The 19,278-nt window shown below is 54.4% G+C and carries 16 protein-coding genes; 7 read left to right on the top strand and 9 right to left on the bottom strand.

All coding sequences use genetic code 11. The features are described from left to right. The first annotated feature begins 2 nt into the window (after nucleotides 1–2). From OGX84_RS18735 to cobO, 5 genes are all read left to right on the top strand, one after another. Nucleotides 3–1,373: an acyclic terpene utilization AtuA family protein gene (locus OGX84_RS18735; protein WP_047458076.1), complete on the top strand. Its 1,371-nt coding sequence runs from the start codon at nucleotides 3–5 to the stop codon at nucleotides 1,371–1,373. Continuing rightward, nucleotides 1,370–1,687, top strand: coding sequence for a DUF4387 domain-containing protein (locus tag OGX84_RS18730; protein WP_012133262.1), 318 nt, complete (start codon nucleotides 1,370–1,372; stop codon nucleotides 1,685–1,687). The genes OGX84_RS18735 and OGX84_RS18730 overlap by 4 nt, the downstream gene beginning before the upstream one ends. Nucleotides 1,688–1,854: 167 nt before the next feature. Next, on the top strand, nucleotides 1,855–3,162 hold the full coding sequence (locus OGX84_RS18725) for a dicarboxylate/amino acid:cation symporter (protein ID WP_012133264.1): 1,308 nt from the start codon (nucleotides 1,855–1,857) through the stop codon (nucleotides 3,160–3,162). 108 nt (nucleotides 3,163–3,270) lie between these two features. Then, on the top strand, nucleotides 3,271–4,923 hold the full coding sequence (locus OGX84_RS18720) for a class I fumarate hydratase (RefSeq protein WP_112002184.1): 1,653 nt from the start codon (nucleotides 3,271–3,273) through the stop codon (nucleotides 4,921–4,923). Between the two features lie 9 nt (nucleotides 4,924–4,932). Beyond that, entirely contained in the window at nucleotides 4,933–5,535 is a 603-nt protein-coding gene (gene cobO / locus OGX84_RS18715; protein WP_012133266.1) for a cob(I)yrinic acid a,c-diamide adenosyltransferase, read from the top strand. A 345-nt stretch (nucleotides 5,536–5,880) separates the two neighbouring features. On the opposite strand, the gene OGX84_RS18710 is transcribed toward cobO, so the two are convergent. The 9 genes from OGX84_RS18710 to sdhC form a co-directional block, all read right to left on the bottom strand. Then, nucleotides 5,881–6,789 carry a LysR family transcriptional regulator gene (locus OGX84_RS18710; RefSeq protein ID WP_024130527.1) on the bottom strand — a complete coding sequence of 303 codons (909 nt, stop codon included), beginning with the start codon at nucleotides 6,787–6,789 and terminating at the stop codon, nucleotides 5,881–5,883. A gap of 589 nt (nucleotides 6,790–7,378) precedes the next feature. After that, nucleotides 7,379–8,248 (bottom strand): succinate--CoA ligase subunit alpha, encoded by an 870-nt coding sequence (sucD, locus tag OGX84_RS18705; RefSeq protein WP_012133270.1) that lies wholly within the window; start codon nucleotides 8,246–8,248, stop codon nucleotides 7,379–7,381. After that, the gene (gene sucC / locus OGX84_RS18700) at nucleotides 8,248–9,414 is read right to left on the bottom strand and encodes an ADP-forming succinate--CoA ligase subunit beta (RefSeq protein WP_012133271.1); all 1,167 of its coding nucleotides are present in this window, start codon (nucleotides 9,412–9,414) and stop codon (nucleotides 8,248–8,250) included. The genes sucD and sucC overlap by 1 nt, the downstream gene beginning before the upstream one ends. Before the next feature lie 129 nt (nucleotides 9,415–9,543). After that, entirely contained in the window at nucleotides 9,544–10,764 is a 1,221-nt protein-coding gene (gene odhB / locus OGX84_RS18695; protein WP_047458082.1) for a 2-oxoglutarate dehydrogenase complex dihydrolipoyllysine-residue succinyltransferase, read from the bottom strand. A 14-nt stretch (nucleotides 10,765–10,778) separates the two neighbouring features. After that, nucleotides 10,779–13,580 carry a 2-oxoglutarate dehydrogenase E1 component gene (gene sucA, locus OGX84_RS18690; protein WP_012133275.1) on the bottom strand — a complete coding sequence of 934 codons (2,802 nt, stop codon included), beginning with the start codon at nucleotides 13,578–13,580 and terminating at the stop codon, nucleotides 10,779–10,781. Nucleotides 13,581–13,873: 293 nt separating this feature from the next. Then, nucleotides 13,874–14,590, bottom strand: a complete 717-nt coding sequence (gene sdhB, locus OGX84_RS18685) for a succinate dehydrogenase iron-sulfur subunit SdhB (RefSeq protein ID WP_012133276.1) — start codon at nucleotides 14,588–14,590, stop codon at nucleotides 13,874–13,876. 15 nt (nucleotides 14,591–14,605) lie between these two features. Then, the gene (gene sdhA / locus OGX84_RS18680) at nucleotides 14,606–16,372 is read right to left on the bottom strand and encodes a succinate dehydrogenase flavoprotein subunit (RefSeq protein WP_112002183.1); all 1,767 of its coding nucleotides are present in this window, start codon (nucleotides 16,370–16,372) and stop codon (nucleotides 14,606–14,608) included. After that, nucleotides 16,372–16,719, bottom strand: a complete 348-nt coding sequence (sdhD, locus tag OGX84_RS18675; RefSeq protein ID WP_012133278.1) for a succinate dehydrogenase membrane anchor subunit — start codon at nucleotides 16,717–16,719, stop codon at nucleotides 16,372–16,374. The genes sdhA and sdhD overlap by 1 nt, the downstream gene beginning before the upstream one ends. Continuing rightward, nucleotides 16,713–17,117, bottom strand: a complete 405-nt coding sequence (gene sdhC, locus OGX84_RS18670) for a succinate dehydrogenase cytochrome b556 subunit (protein WP_047458089.1) — start codon at nucleotides 17,115–17,117, stop codon at nucleotides 16,713–16,715. The genes sdhD and sdhC overlap by 7 nt, the downstream gene beginning before the upstream one ends. Nucleotides 17,118–17,500: 383 nt before the next feature. On the opposite strand from sdhC, the gene OGX84_RS22865 reads away from it, so the two are divergent. Together OGX84_RS22865 and OGX84_RS18665 are read left to right on the top strand one after the other, a co-directional pair. Further along, nucleotides 17,501–17,608 (top strand): hypothetical protein, encoded by a 108-nt coding sequence (locus OGX84_RS22865; protein ID WP_418222314.1) that lies wholly within the window; start codon nucleotides 17,501–17,503, stop codon nucleotides 17,606–17,608. A 205-nt stretch (nucleotides 17,609–17,813) separates the two neighbouring features. Next, a complete protein-coding gene (locus tag OGX84_RS18665; protein ID WP_012133280.1) occupies nucleotides 17,814–19,097 on the top strand; it encodes a citrate synthase in 1,284 nt (427 codons plus the stop codon). Nucleotides 19,098–19,278 lie beyond the last annotated feature (181 nt).

Here is a 19,278-nt window from a genome sequence, read left to right as displayed (position 1 = left end):
AAATGGCACGCACATTTAAGATCTTATCGCCGACGGCCATTCTGGGTTATGGCTTCCCGGAAGAGAGCTTTCGCAAAGCGATGGAGGAGTCGCCGGATCTGATCGCCGTTGACGCCGGTTCCTCCGATCCTGGCCCCCACTACCTGGGGGCAGGGAAACCCTTTACCGACAGGGCGGGAGTGAAACGCGATCTGCGCTATATGATTACCGCAGGCGTGAAAAACGACATCCCGGTGGTGATCGGCACTGCCGGAGGTTCCGGCGCGGCGCCGCATCTGGAGTGGTGTCGCCAGATAATCCTTGAGATTGCGCAGGAAGAGAAGCTGTCGTTCTCGATGGCGCTTATCCCGTCAGATGTTGATAAAGCGATCGTTCACCAGGCGCTGGATAACGGCAAAATCACCGCGCTGGATTTCGTCCCGGAACTGACCCACGACGCGATCGACCAAAGCACCTATATCGTCGCGCAAATGGGCATCGAACCTTTCCAGCGGGCGCTGAAAGCCGGTGCGCAGGTGGTGCTGGGCGGACGCGCTTACGATCCGGCCTGCTTCGCGGCGCTGCCGATCATGCAGGGCTTTGATGAAGGTCTGGCGCTGCACTGCGGTAAGATCCTTGAGTGCGCGGCCATCGCCGCGACGCCGGGTTCCGGTTCCGACTGCGCAATGGGGATCATTGACGATAACGGCTTTACGCTCAAAACGTTCAATCCAAAGCGCAAGTTCACCGAAACCTCTGCGGCGGCGCACACCCTGTATGAGAAATCCGATCCGTACTACCTGCCGGGGCCGGGCGGCGTGCTGAATCTGAAAGGGTGCAGCTTCAAAGCGGTCAACGAGGGCGAGGTCTACGTCAGCGGTTCCCGTCACGAAGAGACGCCGTACGCGCTGAAACTGGAAGGCGCGCGTCAGGTGGGCTTCCGCTGTCTGACCATCGCCGGGACGCGCGACCCGATCATGATTGCCAGCATTGACACCATTCTCGAAGAGGTGAAAACCAGCGTGGCGCGTAACCTCTCGCTGAATGATGACAGCATCCGCATGACGTTCCACCTGTACGGTAAGAACGGGGTGATGGGCAATCACGAACCGATGCAGAGCGCCGGGCACGAACTGGGCATATTGCTCGACGTGGTCGCGCCGACGCAGGATATCGCCAACAGCGTCTGTTCGCTGGTGCGTTCCACCCTCCTGCACTACGGCTATGAAAACCGGATTGCAACGGCGGGCAACCTCGCCTTCCCGTTCTCGCCTTCCGATATTCAAAGCGGGCCAGTGTATGAGTTTTCAATCTATCACCTGATTGAAGCGAGCGACGCGCTGCAATTTGATTTCCACCTCGAACAGGTGACGCCGGAAGGAGTTCAGGCATGAAACACTCTATTTGCTCACTGGCGCAGGTGATTCGTTCCAAAAACGCCGGACCGTACGAACTGGTTTTAGATATTTTGTTTAAAACCCGGGAAGACTATCAGCGGGTAAAAGCATCGGAACAATTAACGCCGCAGCTTATTGCCCGTTTATATAACGTCGAGCCTGATTTTATTCATCGCATTGTCTGGTTTGATCCGGCAAATGCGGTAAAAATTGTCATGCCGCGCGATATTATTTCCGGCAACGTTGGTGACAATGATGTTTATGGCGCGCAGCAACACGCGCCGCTATTAAGTATTACCTTCGACTTGTAGTCATAACAATACAACAACAGCCATCAGGATACAGGATTTTGCTGTATCACTGTTTTCCTGATTATTCATGCGGTTGGTCATAACAAGCGCGTACCTGAGCGGTTGTCTGCGTTCGGGTATGCGCTGCCCTACACATTATTCTCCAACCATTATCCGATGGAGCAAACATGAAAAAAATAAGTTTAACCAAAATGATCATATTAGGCCTGATACTCGGCATGATTGCCGGGGTGGCCATTAATAATATGGCATCGGCTGAAACAGCAAAATCGTACGCCCAGGACATCTCTATTTTTACCACCATATTTTTGCGCATGGTAAAAATGATTATTGCCCCCCTGGTTATTTCAACGTTAGTGGTGGGGATCGCCAAAATGGGCGATGCCAAAACGCTGGGGCGTATATTCTCTAAAACCTTTTTCCTGTTTATTTGCGCCTCATTGTTGTCTATTGCGTTGGGTCTGGTCATCGTCAATATGTTCCAGCCAGGCGCAGGCATTAACTTTGTGGCACACGACGCAGGCGCGGTTGCCGCCGTGCAGTCTGAACCCTTCACGCTGAAAGTCTTTATCTCGCACGCCGTGCCCACCAGCATTATCGATGCGATGGCGCGCAACGAGATCCTGCAAATTGTGGTGTTCTCCATTTTCCTCGGTTGCAGCCTGGCCGCTGTTGGTGAAAAAGGCGCCGCCATCGTTAAAGTGCTCGACTCGCTGGTGCACGTCATGCTGAAGCTGACAGGTTACGTGATGCTGTTTGCGCCGCTGACCGTCTTTGCCGCCATCTCAGGTTTGATTGCTGAACGCGGTCTGGGCGTGATGGTCAGCGCCGGGATCTTCATGGGCGAGTTCTACCTGACGCTGGGGATGCTGTGGGCGATCCTGATTGGCCTGTCAACAATGATTGTCGGGCCGTGCATCAGTCGTCTGACCAAAGCAATCTTCGAACCCGCGCTGCTGGCCTTTACCACGTCCAGCTCGGAAGCGGCTTTCCCCGGTACGCTGGACAAACTGGAGAAGTTTGGCGTCTCTTCCAAGATTGCCAGCTTCGTACTGCCTATCGGTTACTCCTTTAACCTCGTCGGCTCAATGGCCTACTGCTCGTTTGCCACCGTGTTTATCGCCCAGGCGTGCAACATTGAACTGAGCATGGGCGAGCAGATCACCATGCTGCTGATTCTGATGCTGACCTCCAAAGGAATGGCAGGCGTGCCGCGTGCGTCAATGGTGGTTATCGCCGCTACCCTCAACCAATTCAACATTCCAGAAGCCGGTCTGATCCTGCTGATGGGCGTCGATCCGTTCCTCGATATGGGCCGTTCTGCCACCAACGTGATGAGTAATGCGATGGGTGCGGCGATTGTCGGTCGTTGGGAAGGCGAGCACTTCGGCGCAGGCTGCCGTGGCAAAGCGCCGGTCAAAACCCCGGAACAGGAGCGCCCGGCAACCGAACACTCAGAAGTGGCGATGTCCTGATACCACAGCGATGCCGGATGGCGCTAACGCTTATCCGGCCTACGGTTTGCGCATTGTTGTAGGCCGGACAGCCGTCCGGCAAAAATAACTTAAAGGTGAGAAGTTAATATGTCTAAACCATTTGTCTGGCAGGAACCGTTTGTTCAAAGCAAAGATACGACGGAATATGAATTACTCAGCGACAAGCACATTACGGTAACGGAGTTAGACGGTGAAGAGGTTATCAAAGTCGCGCCTGAAGCGCTGACTCTGCTGGCCCAACAGGCATTTTATGAAGCCTCGTTTTTCCTGCGCACCGCGCATCTGAAGCAGATTGCTAGCATCCTGCACGATCCGCAGGCCAGCAGTAATGATAAGTACGTCGCGCTGCAACTGTTACGCAATGCCGAAGTCTCGGCGAAAGGCGTACTGCCAAACTGCCAGGACACAGGAACGGCAACCATTGTGGCGGGCAAAGGTCAGCACGTCTGGACAGGCGGCGACGATGCCGAAGCCCTGAGCAAAGGCGTGTACATCACTTTCCAGGAAAATAACTTACGCTACTCCCAGAACGCCCCGCTGGACATGTACACCGAGGTGAATACCCAAACCAACCTGCCCGCCCAGATTGATATCAGCGCGACGCCGGGTGACGAATATCGGTTTCTCTTCGTCAATAAAGGCGGCGGTTCCGCCAACAAAGCGGCGCTGTTTCAGGAAACCAAATCTATTCTGCAACCCGAAAAACTCACCGCTTTCCTGATCGAAAAAATGCGTTCGCTGGGAACAGCAGCCTGCCCGCCCTACCACATCGCTTTTGTGGTTGGCGGATTGTCTGCCGACCAGGCGCTGAAAGTGGCGAAGCTGGCCTCAACCAAATATTACGACACCCTGCCGACCAGCGGAAACGAGCTGGGCCAGGCGTTTCGCGACACGGCGCTGGAAACAACCCTGCTCAATGCCAGCCGCGAGTTTGGCATCGGAGCACAGTTTGGCGGCAAATATTTCGCTCATGATATCCGCGTTATCCGCCTGCCGCGCCACGGCGGTTCCTGCCCCATCGCAATGGCGCTCTCCTGCTCTGCCGACCGCAATATTAAAGCGAAGATCAACAAGCGCGGCATCTGGCTGGAAAAACTCGAACACAATCCGGGAAAATTTATTCCTGAATCCCTGCGCGTGGAAAACAGCGCCCAGACCGTACAGCTCGATCTCAACCGTCCGCTGCGCGAGATCCTGCATAACCTTTCCACGCTGCCTGTCGGCACCCGACTGTCGCTGAACGGCCCGATTGTCGTCGCCCGCGATATCGCACACGCCAAAATTAAAGAGCGTCTGGATAACGGCGAACCGATGCCGGACTACATGAAAAATCACATTGTTTATTACGCGGGGCCAGCCAAAACGCCGGAAAAACAGGCCTGCGGCTCGCTCGGCCCGACCACCGGCGGGCGCATGGACGGCTATGTTGACGCCTTCCAGGCGGCGGGCGGCAGTTTGATCATGCTTTCGAAAGGCAACCGCAGTCAGCAAGTGACCGAGGCCTGCCACAAGCATGGCGGCTTCAATCTTGGCAGCATTGGCGGCGCCGCCGCGCTTCTGGCGCAGCAGTACGTTAAAAGCTTGCGCTGCCTTGAGTATCCCGAACTGGGGATGGAAGCCGTGTGGATGATGGAGGTCAAAAACCTGCCCGCCTTTGTGCTGGTGGATGATAAAGGCAATAACTTCTTCAGCCAGTTTGAGCAGCAACATCGCTGCGCGACCTGTCCGGCAGGACATTAAGGAGCATTTATGGAAGCGCGAGCCAATACTGACAGGCACCGCCAGCGGCAGCAAAAACTGAAAGAACAGGTGGACACCCGTGTGGCGGCGGCCACGGAACAGAAAGGAGTCCTGATTGTTTTCACCGGGAACGGTAAAGGAAAATCGACGGCGGCCTTTGGCACCGCAACCCGCGCGGTCGGTCACGGCAAAACCGTTGGCGTCGCGCAATTTATTAAAGGTCAGTGGGATAACGGTGAATACAACACGCTGCAACCGCTTGGCGTTGAGTTTCACATTATGGGCACCGGTTTTACCTGGGAGACGCAGGATCGGGAAGCGGATATACAGGCGGCGGAAGCCGTCTGGCAGGAAGGCAGGCGTATGCTCGCCGACCCGCGTTACGATCTGGTGGTGCTGGATGAACTGACATACATGCTGGCTTATCACTACCTGGACACCCAGGACGTGATTGCCGCGATTGTGAATCGTCCCGAACAGCAGAGCGTGATCGTTACCGGTCGCGGGTGTCATACGCAGTTACTGGAACTCGCCGATACGGTTAGCGAAGTCCGCCCGGTGAAGCATGCATTCGATAGCGGCATTCAGGCGCAGGCGGGGATAGACTGGTAACCGCGCCTTTGCCTGATGGCGCTGCGCTTATCAGGCCTACAGTCCTCACCACTTGTAGGCCGGATAAGGTCATTGGCCGCCATCCGGCATCAGTTCTCACCGCTTGTAGGCCCGATAAGGCCCACCGGCCGCCATCCGGCATCAGTCCTCACCGTTTGTAGGCCGGATAAGGCCATTGGCCGCCATCCGGCGTCAGCGCTCACCGCTTGCAGGCCGGATAAGGCCATCGGCCGCCATCCGGCATCAGTTCTCACCGTTTGTAGGCCGGATAAGGCCACCGGCCGCCATCCGGCATCAGTTCTCACCGTTTGTAGGCCGGATAAGGCCACCGGCCGCCATCCGGCATCAGCGCTCCACCGCTGAGATTACCGATTTTTGCAGCAGCCAGTCACGGAAGATCTGTAAATACCGGGATTCCGCTTTTTCTTCGCGCCACGTCATAATAAACCGGTTCCCTGTACGCATCGGCACATCGCAGGGAATCACCATCTCACCGTTATCCAGATCGTGCTGGATCGCAAACCGGGGCAATAGCGCCACGCCCAGATTAGAACGCACGGCGGCAATCAGCATCGACAATAAATCAAAGCGCGGGCCTTTATTCACCAGCGGACTGTTGATATCCGACAGCGCGAACCATTCCTGCCAGCCTTTGATGCGCGTACTTTGATGCAAAAGAGGAAATTCATTGAGCAACTCTTCTACGGTCAGTTTTTGATTCGGCTGAGGTAAAAGGCTGCCACTGCATACGGGTAAAATTTCCTCTTCAAATAAATACTCCACCTCTGACCAGGGCGAGCAAAAATCTTCCCGCATAATGGCGGCGTCATACTCACGGTTAAGAAAATCGCCAATATTCGCCAGCGAATGAATATTAACGATAATGTCAGGATTTATTTTATTAAATTCACGTAAATTCGGAATCAGCCAGTGGGTACTGAACGTTGGGTTCACCGCCAGCTCAATGACCTGAACGGTGGGTTGCCAGGTCATTATCGTATTGGTATCGCGTTCAAGTTTGTTAAGTGTTTCTTTAACAATGCTCAGATAATGCTTACCGGCTGCATTTAAAAAAATTCGCTTTTTAGCATGGTTAAATAACGAGGTATGTAAAAAATCCTCCAGCGCATTCACCTGCCGGAACACGGCACTCTGAGTCAACGCCAACTCTTCTGCTGCCCGGGTATAGCTTTCGTGACGCGCCACCACTTCAAAAGTCACCAGTAATTCGGTCTTGGGTATCTTTCCTCTCATAACGTCTTCCATATGCAGCGTACAAAAATAGTTTAATTTATAAAAAATTAATGCAACCCCTCCAGATTATCCCCGAGAGTTATATTTTATTTTCTCCGCTAATGTCATTGATCCACTCCATGATTTACGCACACTGCCAGTGTTTAAATATTAAGCAATAATACTCAACCCAGACAATAAACACAATTTAAACACGGTTAATTACAGGCAAATAGTGCTAATAAGTTCTTAATAATTTTTCATGTTAACTTGTTTTATGGAGAAAAAATGTTGCGAGGTGAATCAATATTATTTGTGGTTTATTTAAGGAGGATTTAACACGCGGCATAACAGAAAGCGACTGTTTATGTGTCTGATAATTTTCTGTTCGTCACCTGCTGGCAGGATGATATTAATAACAATAAGCGCGGGTAAACGTTTACCGCAGCAAGATGCTTATTTTCAACACGGTTAAGCGGCAAAACAGGCAAAAAAAAGGTCACCAGAAGGTGACCAACCATGTCGAAAACGGACCAGCCCTGCATCCTTCACGCTTCAGGTATTCCCCTGTCGCACGAAGGAGTCGGGCCTTATTGCTGCTTTTTGAGAATTACTTCATTACGGCTTTCAGCGCTTCGCCGATATCCGCCAGGCTACGAACGGTTTTCACGCCTGCGGCTTCCAGCGCGGCGAATTTCTCATCCGCCGTACCTTTACCACCCGCGATAATCGCGCCCGCGTGCCCCATACGCTTGCCTTTCGGCGCGGTGACGCCCGCGATGTAACCGACAACCGGCTTGGTTACGTGTTCTTTGATGTATGCCGCCGCCTCTTCTTCCGCACTACCGCCGATCTCACCGATCATCACGATCGCTTCAGTCTGCGGATCTTCCTGGAACAGTTTCAGGATATCGATGAAGTTAGAGCCCGGGATCGGGTCGCCGCCGATACCCACACAGGTGGACTGGCCGAAACCGTAGTCAGTGGTCTGCTTAACCGCTTCATAGGTCAGCGTACCGGAGCGGGACACGATGCCCACTTTGCCCGGCTTGTGGATGTGGCCCGGCATGATGCCGATTTTGCACTCGCCAGGGGTGATCACGCCCGGGCAGTTCGGGCCGATCATGCGCACGCCCGCTTCGTCAAGCGCGACTTTCACGGTCAGCATATCCAGCGTCGGGATACCTTCAGTGATGGTGATAATCAGTTTGATGCCCGCGTCGACAGCCTCCAGAATGGAGTCTTTGCAGAACGGCGCCGGAACGTAGATAACCGTTGCGGTGGCGCCAGTGGCTTCTACCGCTTCACGCACGGTATTGAACACCGGCAGACCCAGATGCGTGGTGCCGCCTTTGCCTGGCGTTACGCCGCCCACCATCTGCGTGCCGTAAGCAATCGCCTGTTCAGAGTGGAAAGTCCCCTGGCTACCGGTAAAGCCCTGGCAGATAACCTTGGTGTTTTTATCGATTAAAACAGACATTATTTCCCCTCCACTGCGGCAACAACCTGCTGAGCTGCATCCGTCAGACTTTTCGCTGCAATAATATTCAGGCCGCTGTCAGCCAGTTTTTTCGCGCCGAGTTCGGCGTTGTTGCCTTCCAGACGTACAACAACCGGTACGCTAACACCCACTTCTTCTACCGCGCCGATGATACCGTCGGCAATCAGGTCGCAACGGACGATACCGCCGAAGATGTTAACCAGAACCGCTTTCACGTTGTCGTCAGAGAGGATGATTTTGAACGCTTCGGTTACGCGCTCTTTGGTCGCGCCGCCGCCTACGTCGAGGAAGTTAGCCGGTTCGCCGCCGTGCAGTTTAACGATGTCCATCGTGCCCATCGCCAGACCTGCGCCGTTAACCATGCAGCCGATGTTGCCGTCCAGCGCCACGTAGTTCAGTTCCCACTGCGCCGCCTGCGCTTCACGCGGGTCTTCCTGAGACTGGTCGCGCATTTCACGCAGATCCGGCTGGCGGAACAGCGCGTTGCCGTCAGCGCCCAATTTGCCGTCGAGACAGATCAGATCGCCCTGCTTAGTAATCACCAGCGGGTTGATTTCGATCAGCGCCAGATCGCGCTCAAGGAAAATGGTTGCCAGACCCATAAAGATCTTCGTAAATTGCTGAACCTGCTTACCTTCCAGACCCAGTTTGAACGCCAGTTCGCGGCCCTGATACGGCATTGGACCCGCCAGCGGATCGAGGGCGATTTTGTGGATCAGGTGCGGGGTCTCTTCCGCCACTTTTTCGATTTCCACGCCGCCTTCGGTGGAGGCCATAAAGACCACGCGGCGGGAGCTGCGGTCAACAACCGCGCCAAGATACAGCTCTTTATCGATATCGGTCGCCGCTTCAACCAGAATCTGGTTGACCGGTTGACCGTTCGCGTCTGTCTGGTAGGTCACGAGGCGTTTACCCAGCCAGTGTTCCGCGAACGCGCGAATCTCTTCTTTGCTGTTAACAACCTTCACACCGCCCGCTTTGCCACGGCCGCCTGCGTGAACCTGACATTTTACTACCCACGGACCCGCGCCGATTTTTGAAGCGGCTTCTTCTGCTTCACGCGGAGTAGTACAGGCATAACCCACCGGCGCCGGTAAGCCATAGCGGGCAAAAAGTTGTTTTGCCTGATATTCATGTAAGTTCATGTGTTCTGTCCATCCTTCAGGTAATCGTTATCTTTAAACCTGTAGGCCTGATAAGACGCGGCTGCGTCGCCATCAGGCATCTCACCAGCGCCTTATCCGGCCTACAGGGCAGGTGACACTAAAAAGTGACTACACGTCCAGCAGCAGACGCGTCGGATCTTCCAGCAGCTCTTTAATGGCGACCAGGAAGCCCACTGATTCACGACCATCGATCAGACGGTGATCGTAAGACAGCGCCAGGTACATCATCGGCAGGATCTCAACCTTGCCATCTACCGCCATCGGACGATCTTTGATCGCATGCATGCCGAGGATTGCGCTCTGCGGCGGGTTGATGATCGGGGTAGACATCAGCGAGCCGAACACGCCACCGTTGGTGATGGTGAAGTTACCGCCGGTCAGATCGTCCACCGTCAGCTTACCGTCACGCCCTTTCACGGCCAGTTCTTTGATTTTCTTCTCGATATCCGCCATGCCGAGGGTATCGACATCACGCAGTACCGGCGTTACCAGACCACGCGGCGTGGAAACCGCCATGCTGACGTCGAAGTAGTTGTGATACACCACGTCGTCGCCATCAATGGAGGCGTTCACTTCCGGGTAGCGTTTCAGCGCTTCAACCACCGCTTTCACGTAGAAGGACATGAAGCCCAGACGAATGCCGTGACGTTTTTCAAACGCGTCGCCGTACTGCTTACGCAGATCCATGATTGGCTTCATGTTGACTTCGTTGAAAGTGGTCAGCATCGCGGTGGAGTTTTTCGCTTCCAGCAGACGCTCGGCTACGCGCTTGCGCAGACGGGTCATCGGGACGCGTTTTTCACTGCGAGCGCCAAGCGCAGGCTGTGCGGCAGGCGCGGCTTCCGGCGCTTTGGCTTCCGCTTTCGCCGGTGCCTTCGCCAGATGTTTTTCCACATCTTCGCGCGTGATGCGACCGCCTACGCCCGTGCCTTTGATGGCGCTGGCGTCGAGATTGTGTTCACCCAACAGACGGCGGATCGCCGGGCTGAGGGCATCGTTGTTCTGCTCGGATAGCGACGCCTGCTGGCGCTGCGCCGGCGTAGACGCTTTCTCTTCGGATTTGGCGCTGGTCTCTTTACCGGAGCTGTTGCCTTCACGCAGGCGACCCAGGATCTGGCGAGACGTTACCGTCGTACCTTCATCTTCCAGAACCGCATCCAGAATGCCGTCAGCCGATGCCGGTACTTCCAGTACCACTTTGTCAGTTTCGATTTCTACCAGCACTTCATCACGCTGGACACTATCGCCCGGTTTTTTGTGCCAGGTCGCAACGGTTGCGTCCGCTACGGACTCAGGCAGGTCGGGAACAAGAATATCTACGCTACTCATTATTTATCCTTTAATTAATCGACGTTCAGCGCGTCATTAACCAGATCTTGTTGCTGTTTCTGGTGAACGGACAGATACCCTACCGCCGGGGAGGCGGAGGCCGGGCGACCTGCGTAACGCAGAGCAGACCCAAATGGAATCACTTCACGGAAATGATGCTGACTACAGTACCATGCGCCCTGGTTGAGCGGTTCTTCCTGGCACCAGACAAAATCATGTACGTGGGCGTACGGTTTCAGCGCTTCCTGAACCGCTTTGTGCGGGAACGGGTAGAGCTGTTCAATGCGCACAATGGCGACATCTTTCTGATCGTTTTTACGGCGTTGTTCCAGCAGGTCGTAATAAACCTTACCAGAACACATCACCACGCGCTTCACGCCTTGCGGATCGAGCTCATCAACCTCGCCAATCGCTGGCTGGAAGGCGCCGTTGGCCAGTTCGTCCAGGCTGGAGACCGCCAGCGGATGACGCAGCAGCGACTTCGGCGACATAACAACCAGCGGGCGGCGCATACCGCGCAGCGCCTGACGACGCAGCATGTGGTAAACCTGCGCCGGGGTGGACGGGACGCAAACCTGCATGTTCTGCTCAGCGCAAAGTTGCAGATAACGTTCCAGACGCGCGGAGGAGTGCTCCGGCCCCTGCCCTTCGTAGCCGTGCGGCAGCAGCATCACCAGACCGCACATCCGCCCCCATTTCTGCTCGCCGGAGGAGATGAACTGATCGATCACCACCTGCGCGCCGTTGGCGAAGTCGCCGAACTGCGCTTCCCAGATGGTCAGGGTGCGCGGTTCAGCGGTGGCATAACCGTATTCGAACGCCAGTACCGCTTCTTCAGACAGGACGGAGTCCCAGACGCGGAAGGTGCCCTGACCGTTATGAATGTGCTGCAACGGCGTATACGTGGAACCATTTGCCTGGTTATGAATCACCGCATGACGGTGGAAGAAGGTGCCGCGACCGGAGTCCTCGCCGGACAGACGCACCGGAATCCCCTCATCAACCAGCGTGGCGTAGGCCAGCGTTTCCGCGCCGCCCCAGTCGAACAGCTTCTCGCCAGCGGCCATCGACTGACGATCGCCGTAAATTTTGGCGACGCGCGACTGCATTTCTACCGCTTCCGGCACCGTGCTGATGCGTTTAGCCAGTTCCTGCAAACGCTTCATTTCCACCTTGTTCGGGTAGCTCTCATCCCATTCATGGTTGAGGTACGGCGACCAGGTGAAGGAGTGCATGTTCATCGGACGCCACTCTTTCACCACGCATTCGCCTGCATCCAGCGCATCGCGGTAGAGGTTGACCATTTCAGTGGCGTCTTCCAGCGTAGCGACCTTGTCCGCTTCCAGCTTGTCGGCGTAGAGTTTACGCGGCGTCGGATGCTTTTTGATTTTCTGGTACATCAGCGGCTGGGTTGCGCTCGGCTCGTCGGCTTCGTTATGGCCGTGACGGCGGTAGCACACCAGATCGATGAAGACATCGCGTTTAAAGGTATTACGGAAGTCCAGCGCCAGACGGGTAACGAAAGCCACCGCTTCCGGGTCATCCGCGTTAACGTGGAAAATCGGCGCCTGAACCATCTTGCCGATGTCGGTGCAGTATGGGGTGGAACGCGCATCCAGCGGGTTGGAGGTGGTAAAGCCCACCTGGTTGTTGATGACGATACGCACCGTACCGCCCACTTCGTAACCACGCGCCTTGGACATGTTCAGGGTTTCCTGAACCACGCCCTGGCCCGTCACTGCGGCGTCACCGTGAATGGTGATTGGCAGCACTTTATTGCTGCTCGGCTCATCCAGACGATCCAGACGGGCGCGCACGGAACCGATCACTACCGGACTGACGATTTCCAGGTGCGACGGGTTAAACGCCAGCGCCAGGTGAACCAGACCGCCTTCGGTTTCGATATCAGACGAGAAGCCCATGTGGTACTTCACGTCGCCGGTGCCGAGGTGTTCTTTATGTTTGCCCGCAAATTCGTCGAACAGATCCTGCGGTTTTTTACCCAGCACGTTGACCAGCACGTTCAGACGACCACGGTGCGCCATACCCAGCACCACTTCGCGGGTGCCGCTGTTGCCCGCATGGCGGATCATCTCTTTGAGCATCGGGATTAACGCATCGCCGCCTTCCAGCGAGAAGCGTTTCGCCCCCGGGAATTTCGCCCCCAGATAACGCTCCAGCCCTTCGGCGGCGGTCAGTTCGTTGAGGAAGCGTTTTTTCTCTTCCGCGCTGAAGGCGGCGCGGCCGGATTCGATACGCTGCTGAATCCAGCGTTTCTCTTCGGTGCTGGTGATGTGCATATACTCGGCGCCAATCGGGCCGCAGTATGTTTGTTTGAGCGCGGAAATAAGTTCGCCCAGCTTCATCGTCTCTTTGCCAATCGCAAAAGAACCTACGTTAAAGCTTTCCTGGAAATCGGCCTCTGTCAGATCGTGGAAAGAGGGGTCCAGATCCGCCACGTTTTCTTGCTCCCACAGTCCCAGCGGATCGAGATTCGCATGCTGGTGACCACGGAAACGATAAGCGTTGATAAGTTGCAGGACTTTGACCTGCTTCGTATTGGTGTCAGGGTCGGAAATCGAAGAAGAGTAACGTGAGGCATCCTTCGCCAGACGACGGAAATAATCACGCGTTTTTGAATGGAATTGATCCGGTTTGACTCCGGTGCCAGGTAACTGCTGGAACGTCGAACGCCAGTTAGCGTCTACCGAGTCAGGATCGGTTAAGAAGTCTTCATAGAGCTGTTCTATCCAGCTCTGGTTTGCGCCAGAGAGGTAAGAAGAGTCCAACCAGGCTTTCAAAGCGCTGTTCTGCATCGTGATCCCTTAAGCATTCTGTATGCTTACTTCGCCGTGGATACTACCACGCACATTGCTGTGCGTGCCGGGGTTCACTTGCGAGCTCTTCTCTGTGTAGCGGCTCGCGAAGGAACCTTTAGAAACTGTCTAACCATCAGGGCAGTTTTTAAAGGTTTCCTGCATTTCAAACCGGTGGTGGCCCCGTAGACCTGATAAGCGTAGCGCCATCGGGCAATATATGCCGGATGGCGACGCCAACGCCTTATCCGGCCTACGGGACTGTCATTTACTGCGCTTACCGGCGTTATTATTTACGCACTGCGTTGCAACAACATCGACTTAATATGGCCGATGGCGCGCGTCGGGTTCAGCCCCTTAGGACATACACTGACGCAGTTCATGATGCTATGACAGCGGAATACGCTGAATGCATCGCTCAGGTCTTCCAGGCGGCTGTCGGTCTCGGTATCACGGCTATCGATCAGGAAACGATACGCCGCTAACAGGCCTGCCGGGCCGATAAACTTATCCGGGTTCCACCAGAACGACGGACACGACGTTGAACAGCACGCACAAAGAATACACTCATACAGCCCATCGAGTTTTTCACGCTGCTCAGGCATCTGTAAATGCTCACGAGCGGGTGGATTTTGCCCATTATTCAATAAGTAAGGCTTAATCTTCTCATATTGTGCGTAGAATTGCCCCATGTCTACCACCAAATCGCGGATAACCGGTAAACCGGGCAGCGGACGGATAACAATCTTCTTACCCGGCTGGTGTAGCGCCGAAACCGGCGTAATACACGCCAGGCCGTTTTTGCCGTTCATGTTCAGGCCATCTGAACCGCACACGCCTTCACGGCATGAGCGACGGAAAGAGAGGCTGGGATCTTTCTCTTTCAGCTGCATCAGCGCATCCAGCAGCATCATGTCACGCCCTTCTTCGCCTTCCAGGGTGTAATCCTGCATACGCGGAGCGTCATCAACATCCGGGTTATAGCGATAAATCGAAAACTCGAGTTTCATTTTCCTGTCTCCGCATTAGTAAGTACGAATCTTCGGCGGGAATGCCGGGCGCAGTTTCGGTTCCATATTGACGCTACGACGCGTCATGGATTCCGTCTCTGGCAGATACAGGGAATGGCACAGCCAGTTTTCATCATCGCGATCCGGGAAGTCGAAGCGGCTATGCGCGCCACGGCTTTCGGTACGGAAGTTGGCGGATACCGCAGTTGCGTAAGCCGTTTCCATCAGGTTGTCCAGCTCCAGACACTCGACGCGCTGGGTGTTGAACTCGCTGGAGGTATCATCCAGACGGGCGTTTTTCAGACGCTCGCGGATCACCTTCAGTTGCTCAAGCCCTTTCGCCATCGCGTCGCCTTCACGGAATACCGAGAAGTTGTGCTGCATACATTCCTGCAACTCTTTACGGATAACCACCGGATCTTCGCCGTCACGGTTGTTGTTCCAGCGGTTGAGACGTTCCAGAGAGGCCTCAATGTCAGACTCGCTGGCGTCACGCAGCGCGCCCTGCTCGGCGATGGACTCCTGCAAATGCAGACCGGCCGCACGTCCGAAGACCACCAGGTCAAGCAGCGAGTTGCCGCCCAGACGGTTAGCGCCATGTACGGATACGCAGGCGATCTCACCCACCGCGAACAGGCCAGGAATCACCACGTCTTCACCCTGCTCGTTCACGGTCAGCGCCTGACCGGTCACTTTGGTCGGGATACCGCCCATCATGTAGTGACAGGTTGGAATAACCGGGATCGGCTCTTTAACCGGGTCAACGTGCGCAAAGGTACGGGACAATTCGAGGATACCCGGCAGACGGGATTCGAGCACTTCTTTACCCAAATGGTCGAGCTTCAGTTTCGCGTGCGGCCCCCACGGGCCGTCGCAGCCGCGACCTTCACGGATTTCGATCATAATAGAACGCGCGACCACGTCACGACCGGCCAGGTCCTTCGCGTTCGGGGCATAGCGCTCCATAAAGCGCTCGCCATGTTTATTCAGCAGATAACCGCCTTCACCACGGCAGCCTTCTGTCACCAGCACGCCCGCGCCCGCAATGCCGGTCGGGTGGAACTGCCACATTTCCATATCCTGCACCGGAACACCGGCACGCAGCGCCATACCCACGCCGTCGCCGGTGTTGATATGAGCGTTAGTGGTGGACTGGTAAATACGGCCTGCGCCGCCGGTCGCCAGCACGGTTGCGCGCGCTTTGAAGTAGACCACTTCGCCGGTTTCGATACACAGCGCGGTACACCCCACTACCGCGCCATCCTGGTTTTTCACCAGATCCAGCGCATACCATTCAGAAAAAATGGTGGTGTGGTTTTTCAGATTCTGCTGGTACAGCGTGTGCAACAGCGCGTGACCGGTACGGTCAGCCGCTGCTGCGGTACGCGCCGCCTGTTCGCCGCCGAAGTTTTTCGACTGGCCGCCGAACGGACGCTGATAGATACGGCCATCGTCAAGACGGGAGAAAGGCAGCCCCATGTGCTCCAGTTCCAGAATCGCTTCCGGGCCGGTTTTGCACATATATTCAATCGCGTCCTGGTCGCCGATGTAGTCCGACCCTTTTACGGTATCGTACATGTGCCATTCCCAGTTATCTTCATGGGTATTACCGAGCGCCACGGTGATGCCACCTTGTGCGGATACGGTATGGGAACGGGTTGGGAAGACTTTGGAGAGCAGCGCACAGGTCTGGCCGCTCTGGGAAATTTGCAGCGCTGCGCGCATACCTGCGCCGCCTGCGCCAATAACAACAGCATCAAATTCTCTGACTGGCAGTTTCATTACACACCCCACACCACAACAAATCCATAAATGACGTAAACCACCAGCGCAACAACGATTGCCAGCTGTAGCACAAGGCGCAGGGCCAGAGGTTTAACGTAGTCGGTCAACACCTGCCACATGCCGATCCAGGCATGAATCAAGATGGAGAAAAGTGCCAGCAGGGTGAAGACTTTGGTGAATGCCGATGAGAAGAAACCGCTCCAGACATCAAAGGTCAGCTCGCCGCTTATTGCGAAAAAGCCCACCATATAAACGATGTAGAGGGTCAGAACGATAGCGGTAGCACGGACCAGGATGAAGTCATGTACGCCATTGCGTCCTAATGCGGAGGCGTTGCTTACCATACGAGGACTCCTGCGAGAAGTGAAAGCACGACAGTGATAACAAAAGAGATTTTGGCTGAGCGTTTACCCGCTTCGAATGTTTCTTCCAGATAGCCAAAATCCATCATCATGTGACGAATACCGACCACGACGTGATACGCCAGCGCGGTGAGGATGCCCCACATAATAAATTTAACAAAGAAGCTCCCCATGATGGCGGATGCCTGCTGGAATCCTTCAGGGGAAGAGAGGCTGGTGCCCAATAACCACAACAGAATCCCGACCGCCACGAAGGTGATCACTCCAGAAACGCGATGGAGAATGGACGCTATCGCCGTGATTGGGAACCGGATCGTTGTCAGATCCAGATTGACAGGTCTTTGTTTTTTCACATTTCTTATCATGAATAACGCCCACATGCTGTTCTTATTATTCCCTTTGGACTTCGGGTACAGAGGGTGAATCTACCTGTAGCCAGAAAGACGACGGGATTTCCTTCCTCCGGTCTGCTTGCGGGTCAGACAGCGTCCTTTCTATAACTGCGCGTCATGTAAAACACTGCTTCCAGTTGCTAAAACGACACGTTACAACGCTGGGTGGCTCGGGATTGCAGGGTATTCCGGAGACCTGGCGGCAGTATAGGACGTTCACAAAATCATTACAATTAACCTACATATAGTTTGTCGGGTTTTATCCCGAACAGTGACATAGGTCACGATAACAACATTTATTTAATTTTTAATCATCTGATTTGACAAACATTAAACAAAGTTGTTACAAACAACACCAGAAAAGGCATATAATGCGCAAAAGTTATGGGGTCACTCTTTCACCTGCTAATAAGTTATGTAACAGTGTGGCGGTATTGACCAATTTATTCAGGACAGTTATTAGTGATAGTCAGGTTTAATAATTCGGATTGCTAAGTTGTTGATTTGTTGCTAATTCGCCATAAGTTAACTGTTTTTACCTGCAAGCGCCCATTGCTCTGTACCCTGGTTTTCTCCTCTTTCGCAGAGCGGCGAGCCAAATAACAAACTGGTAACGGTTGATTTATGTAACGAAGCAAATCTCACTGAGTAGTCTTAAGCAATAAGGCGCTAAGGAGACCGTAAATGGCTGATACAAAAGCAAAACTCACCCTAAATGGTGACTCTGCTATTGAACTGGATGTGCTAAAGGGCACACTCGGTCAAGACGTTATTGATATTCGTAGTCTCGGCTCAAAGGGGATGTTCACTTTTGATCCAGGTTTCACCTCTACCGCATCCTGCGAATCCAAAATCACCTTCATCGACGGCGACGAAGGCATTCTGTTACATCGCGGCTTCCCGATTGACCAACTGGCTACCGAGTCTAACTATCTGGAAGTATGTTACATCCTGCTGTACGGCGAGAAACCGACCCAGGCAGAGTACGACGAGTTCAAAACCACCGTCACACGCCATACCATGATCCATGAGCAGATTACCCGTCTGTTCCACGGTTTTCGCCGCGACTCGCATCCGATGGCCGTTATGTGCGGCGTCACCGGCGCGCTGGCTGCGTTCTACCACGACTCGATGGATGTGAATAATCCGCGTCATCGTGAAATCGCCGCGTTCCGCCTGCTGTCCAAAATGCCGACAATGGCGGCAATGTGTTACAAGTATTCTATCGGTCAACCGTTCGTCTACCCGCGCAACGACCTCTCCTATTCCGGCAACTTCCTGAACATGATGTTCTCCACACCGTGCGAAAACTATGAAGTTAACCCGGTGCTGGAACGCGCAATGGACAGGATTCTGATTCTTCACGCCGATCACGAACAGAACGCATCGACGTCAACCGTCCGTACCGCAGGCTCCTCCGGCGCGAACCCGTTCGCCTGCATCGCGGCGGGCATTGCCTCCCTGTGGGGACCGGCGCATGGCGGCGCGAACGAAGCGGCGCTGAAAATGCTGGTAGAAATCAGCTCTGTTAAACACATCCCGGAATTTATTCGCCGGGCAAAAGACAAGAATGATTCTTTCCGCCTGATGGGCTTCGGTCACCGTGTTTACAAAAACTATGACCCGCGCGCTACCGTCATGCGTGAAACCTGCCACGAAGTTCTGAAAGAGCTGGGCACCAAAGATGACCTGCTGGAAGTCGCGATGGAGCTGGAACACATCGCGCTGAACGACCCGTACTTTATCGAGAAGAAACTCTACCCGAACGTAGACTTCTACTCCGGCATCATTCTGAAAGCGATGGGCATTCCGTCCTCCATGTTCACCGTGATCTTCGCGATGGCGCGTACCGTGGGCTGGATTGCACACTGGAACGAAATGCACAGCGAAGGCATGAAAATCGCCCGTCCGCGTCAGCTGTACACCGGCTACGAAAAGCGCGATTTCAAGTCTGATATTAAGCGTTAATCATCCTGGCCATCGGGTAACACCGGTGGCCTTTATTATTTACTGAAACTCTGGCAACAATATTCATCTTGCCAATATAACCTTTATTACTCCAGTCACTCCCAATATATTACCGCCGAAAAAATAGCTATTTCCTTTCACATAGCATCAATAGCTAATGCATTATTTGACCTTTAAAACC

Source organism: Citrobacter sp. CK202, assembly GCF_030333225.1.
Lineage (GTDB): Bacteria > Pseudomonadota > Gammaproteobacteria > Enterobacterales > Enterobacteriaceae > Citrobacter_B > Citrobacter_B koseri.
Note: the sequence above shows the minus strand (reverse complement) of the source record. Positions and strands in the feature narration are given on the sequence as shown.

Excerpts from the sequence above, each read along its gene's own strand:
- OGX84_RS18735 (WP_047458076.1), top strand. The coding sequence starts at position 3 with ATGGCACGCACATTTAAGATCTTATCGCCGACGGCCATTCTGGGTTAT.
- OGX84_RS18730 (WP_012133262.1), top strand. The coding sequence starts at position 1,370 with ATGAAACACTCTATTTGCTCACTGGCGCAGGTGATTCGTTCCAAAAAC.
- OGX84_RS18725 (WP_012133264.1), top strand. The coding sequence starts at position 1,855 with ATGAAAAAAATAAGTTTAACCAAAATGATCATATTAGGCCTGATACTC.
- OGX84_RS18720 (WP_112002184.1), top strand. The coding sequence starts at position 3,271 with ATGTCTAAACCATTTGTCTGGCAGGAACCGTTTGTTCAAAGCAAAGAT.
- cobO (WP_012133266.1), top strand. The coding sequence starts at position 4,933 with ATGGAAGCGCGAGCCAATACTGACAGGCACCGCCAGCGGCAGCAAAAA.
- OGX84_RS18710 (WP_024130527.1), bottom strand. The coding sequence starts at position 6,789 with ATGAGAGGAAAGATACCCAAGACCGAATTACTGGTGACTTTTGAAGTG.
- sucD (WP_012133270.1), bottom strand. The coding sequence starts at position 8,248 with ATGTCTGTTTTAATCGATAAAAACACCAAGGTTATCTGCCAGGGCTTT.
- sucC (WP_012133271.1), bottom strand. The coding sequence starts at position 9,414 with ATGAACTTACATGAATATCAGGCAAAACAACTTTTTGCCCGCTATGGC.
- odhB (WP_047458082.1), bottom strand. The coding sequence starts at position 10,764 with ATGAGTAGCGTAGATATTCTTGTTCCCGACCTGCCTGAGTCCGTAGCG.
- sucA (WP_012133275.1), bottom strand. The coding sequence starts at position 13,580 with ATGCAGAACAGCGCTTTGAAAGCCTGGTTGGACTCTTCTTACCTCTCT.
- sdhB (WP_012133276.1), bottom strand. The coding sequence starts at position 14,590 with ATGAAACTCGAGTTTTCGATTTATCGCTATAACCCGGATGTTGATGAC.
- sdhA (WP_112002183.1), bottom strand. The coding sequence starts at position 16,372 with ATGAAACTGCCAGTCAGAGAATTTGATGCTGTTGTTATTGGCGCAGGC.
- sdhD (WP_012133278.1), bottom strand. The coding sequence starts at position 16,719 with ATGGTAAGCAACGCCTCCGCATTAGGACGCAATGGCGTACATGACTTC.
- sdhC (WP_047458089.1), bottom strand. The coding sequence starts at position 17,117 with ATGTGGGCGTTATTCATGATAAGAAATGTGAAAAAACAAAGACCTGTC.
- OGX84_RS22865 (WP_418222314.1), top strand. The coding sequence starts at position 17,501 with ATGCGCAAAAGTTATGGGGTCACTCTTTCACCTGCTAATAAGTTATGT.
- OGX84_RS18665 (WP_012133280.1), top strand. The coding sequence starts at position 17,814 with ATGGCTGATACAAAAGCAAAACTCACCCTAAATGGTGACTCTGCTATT.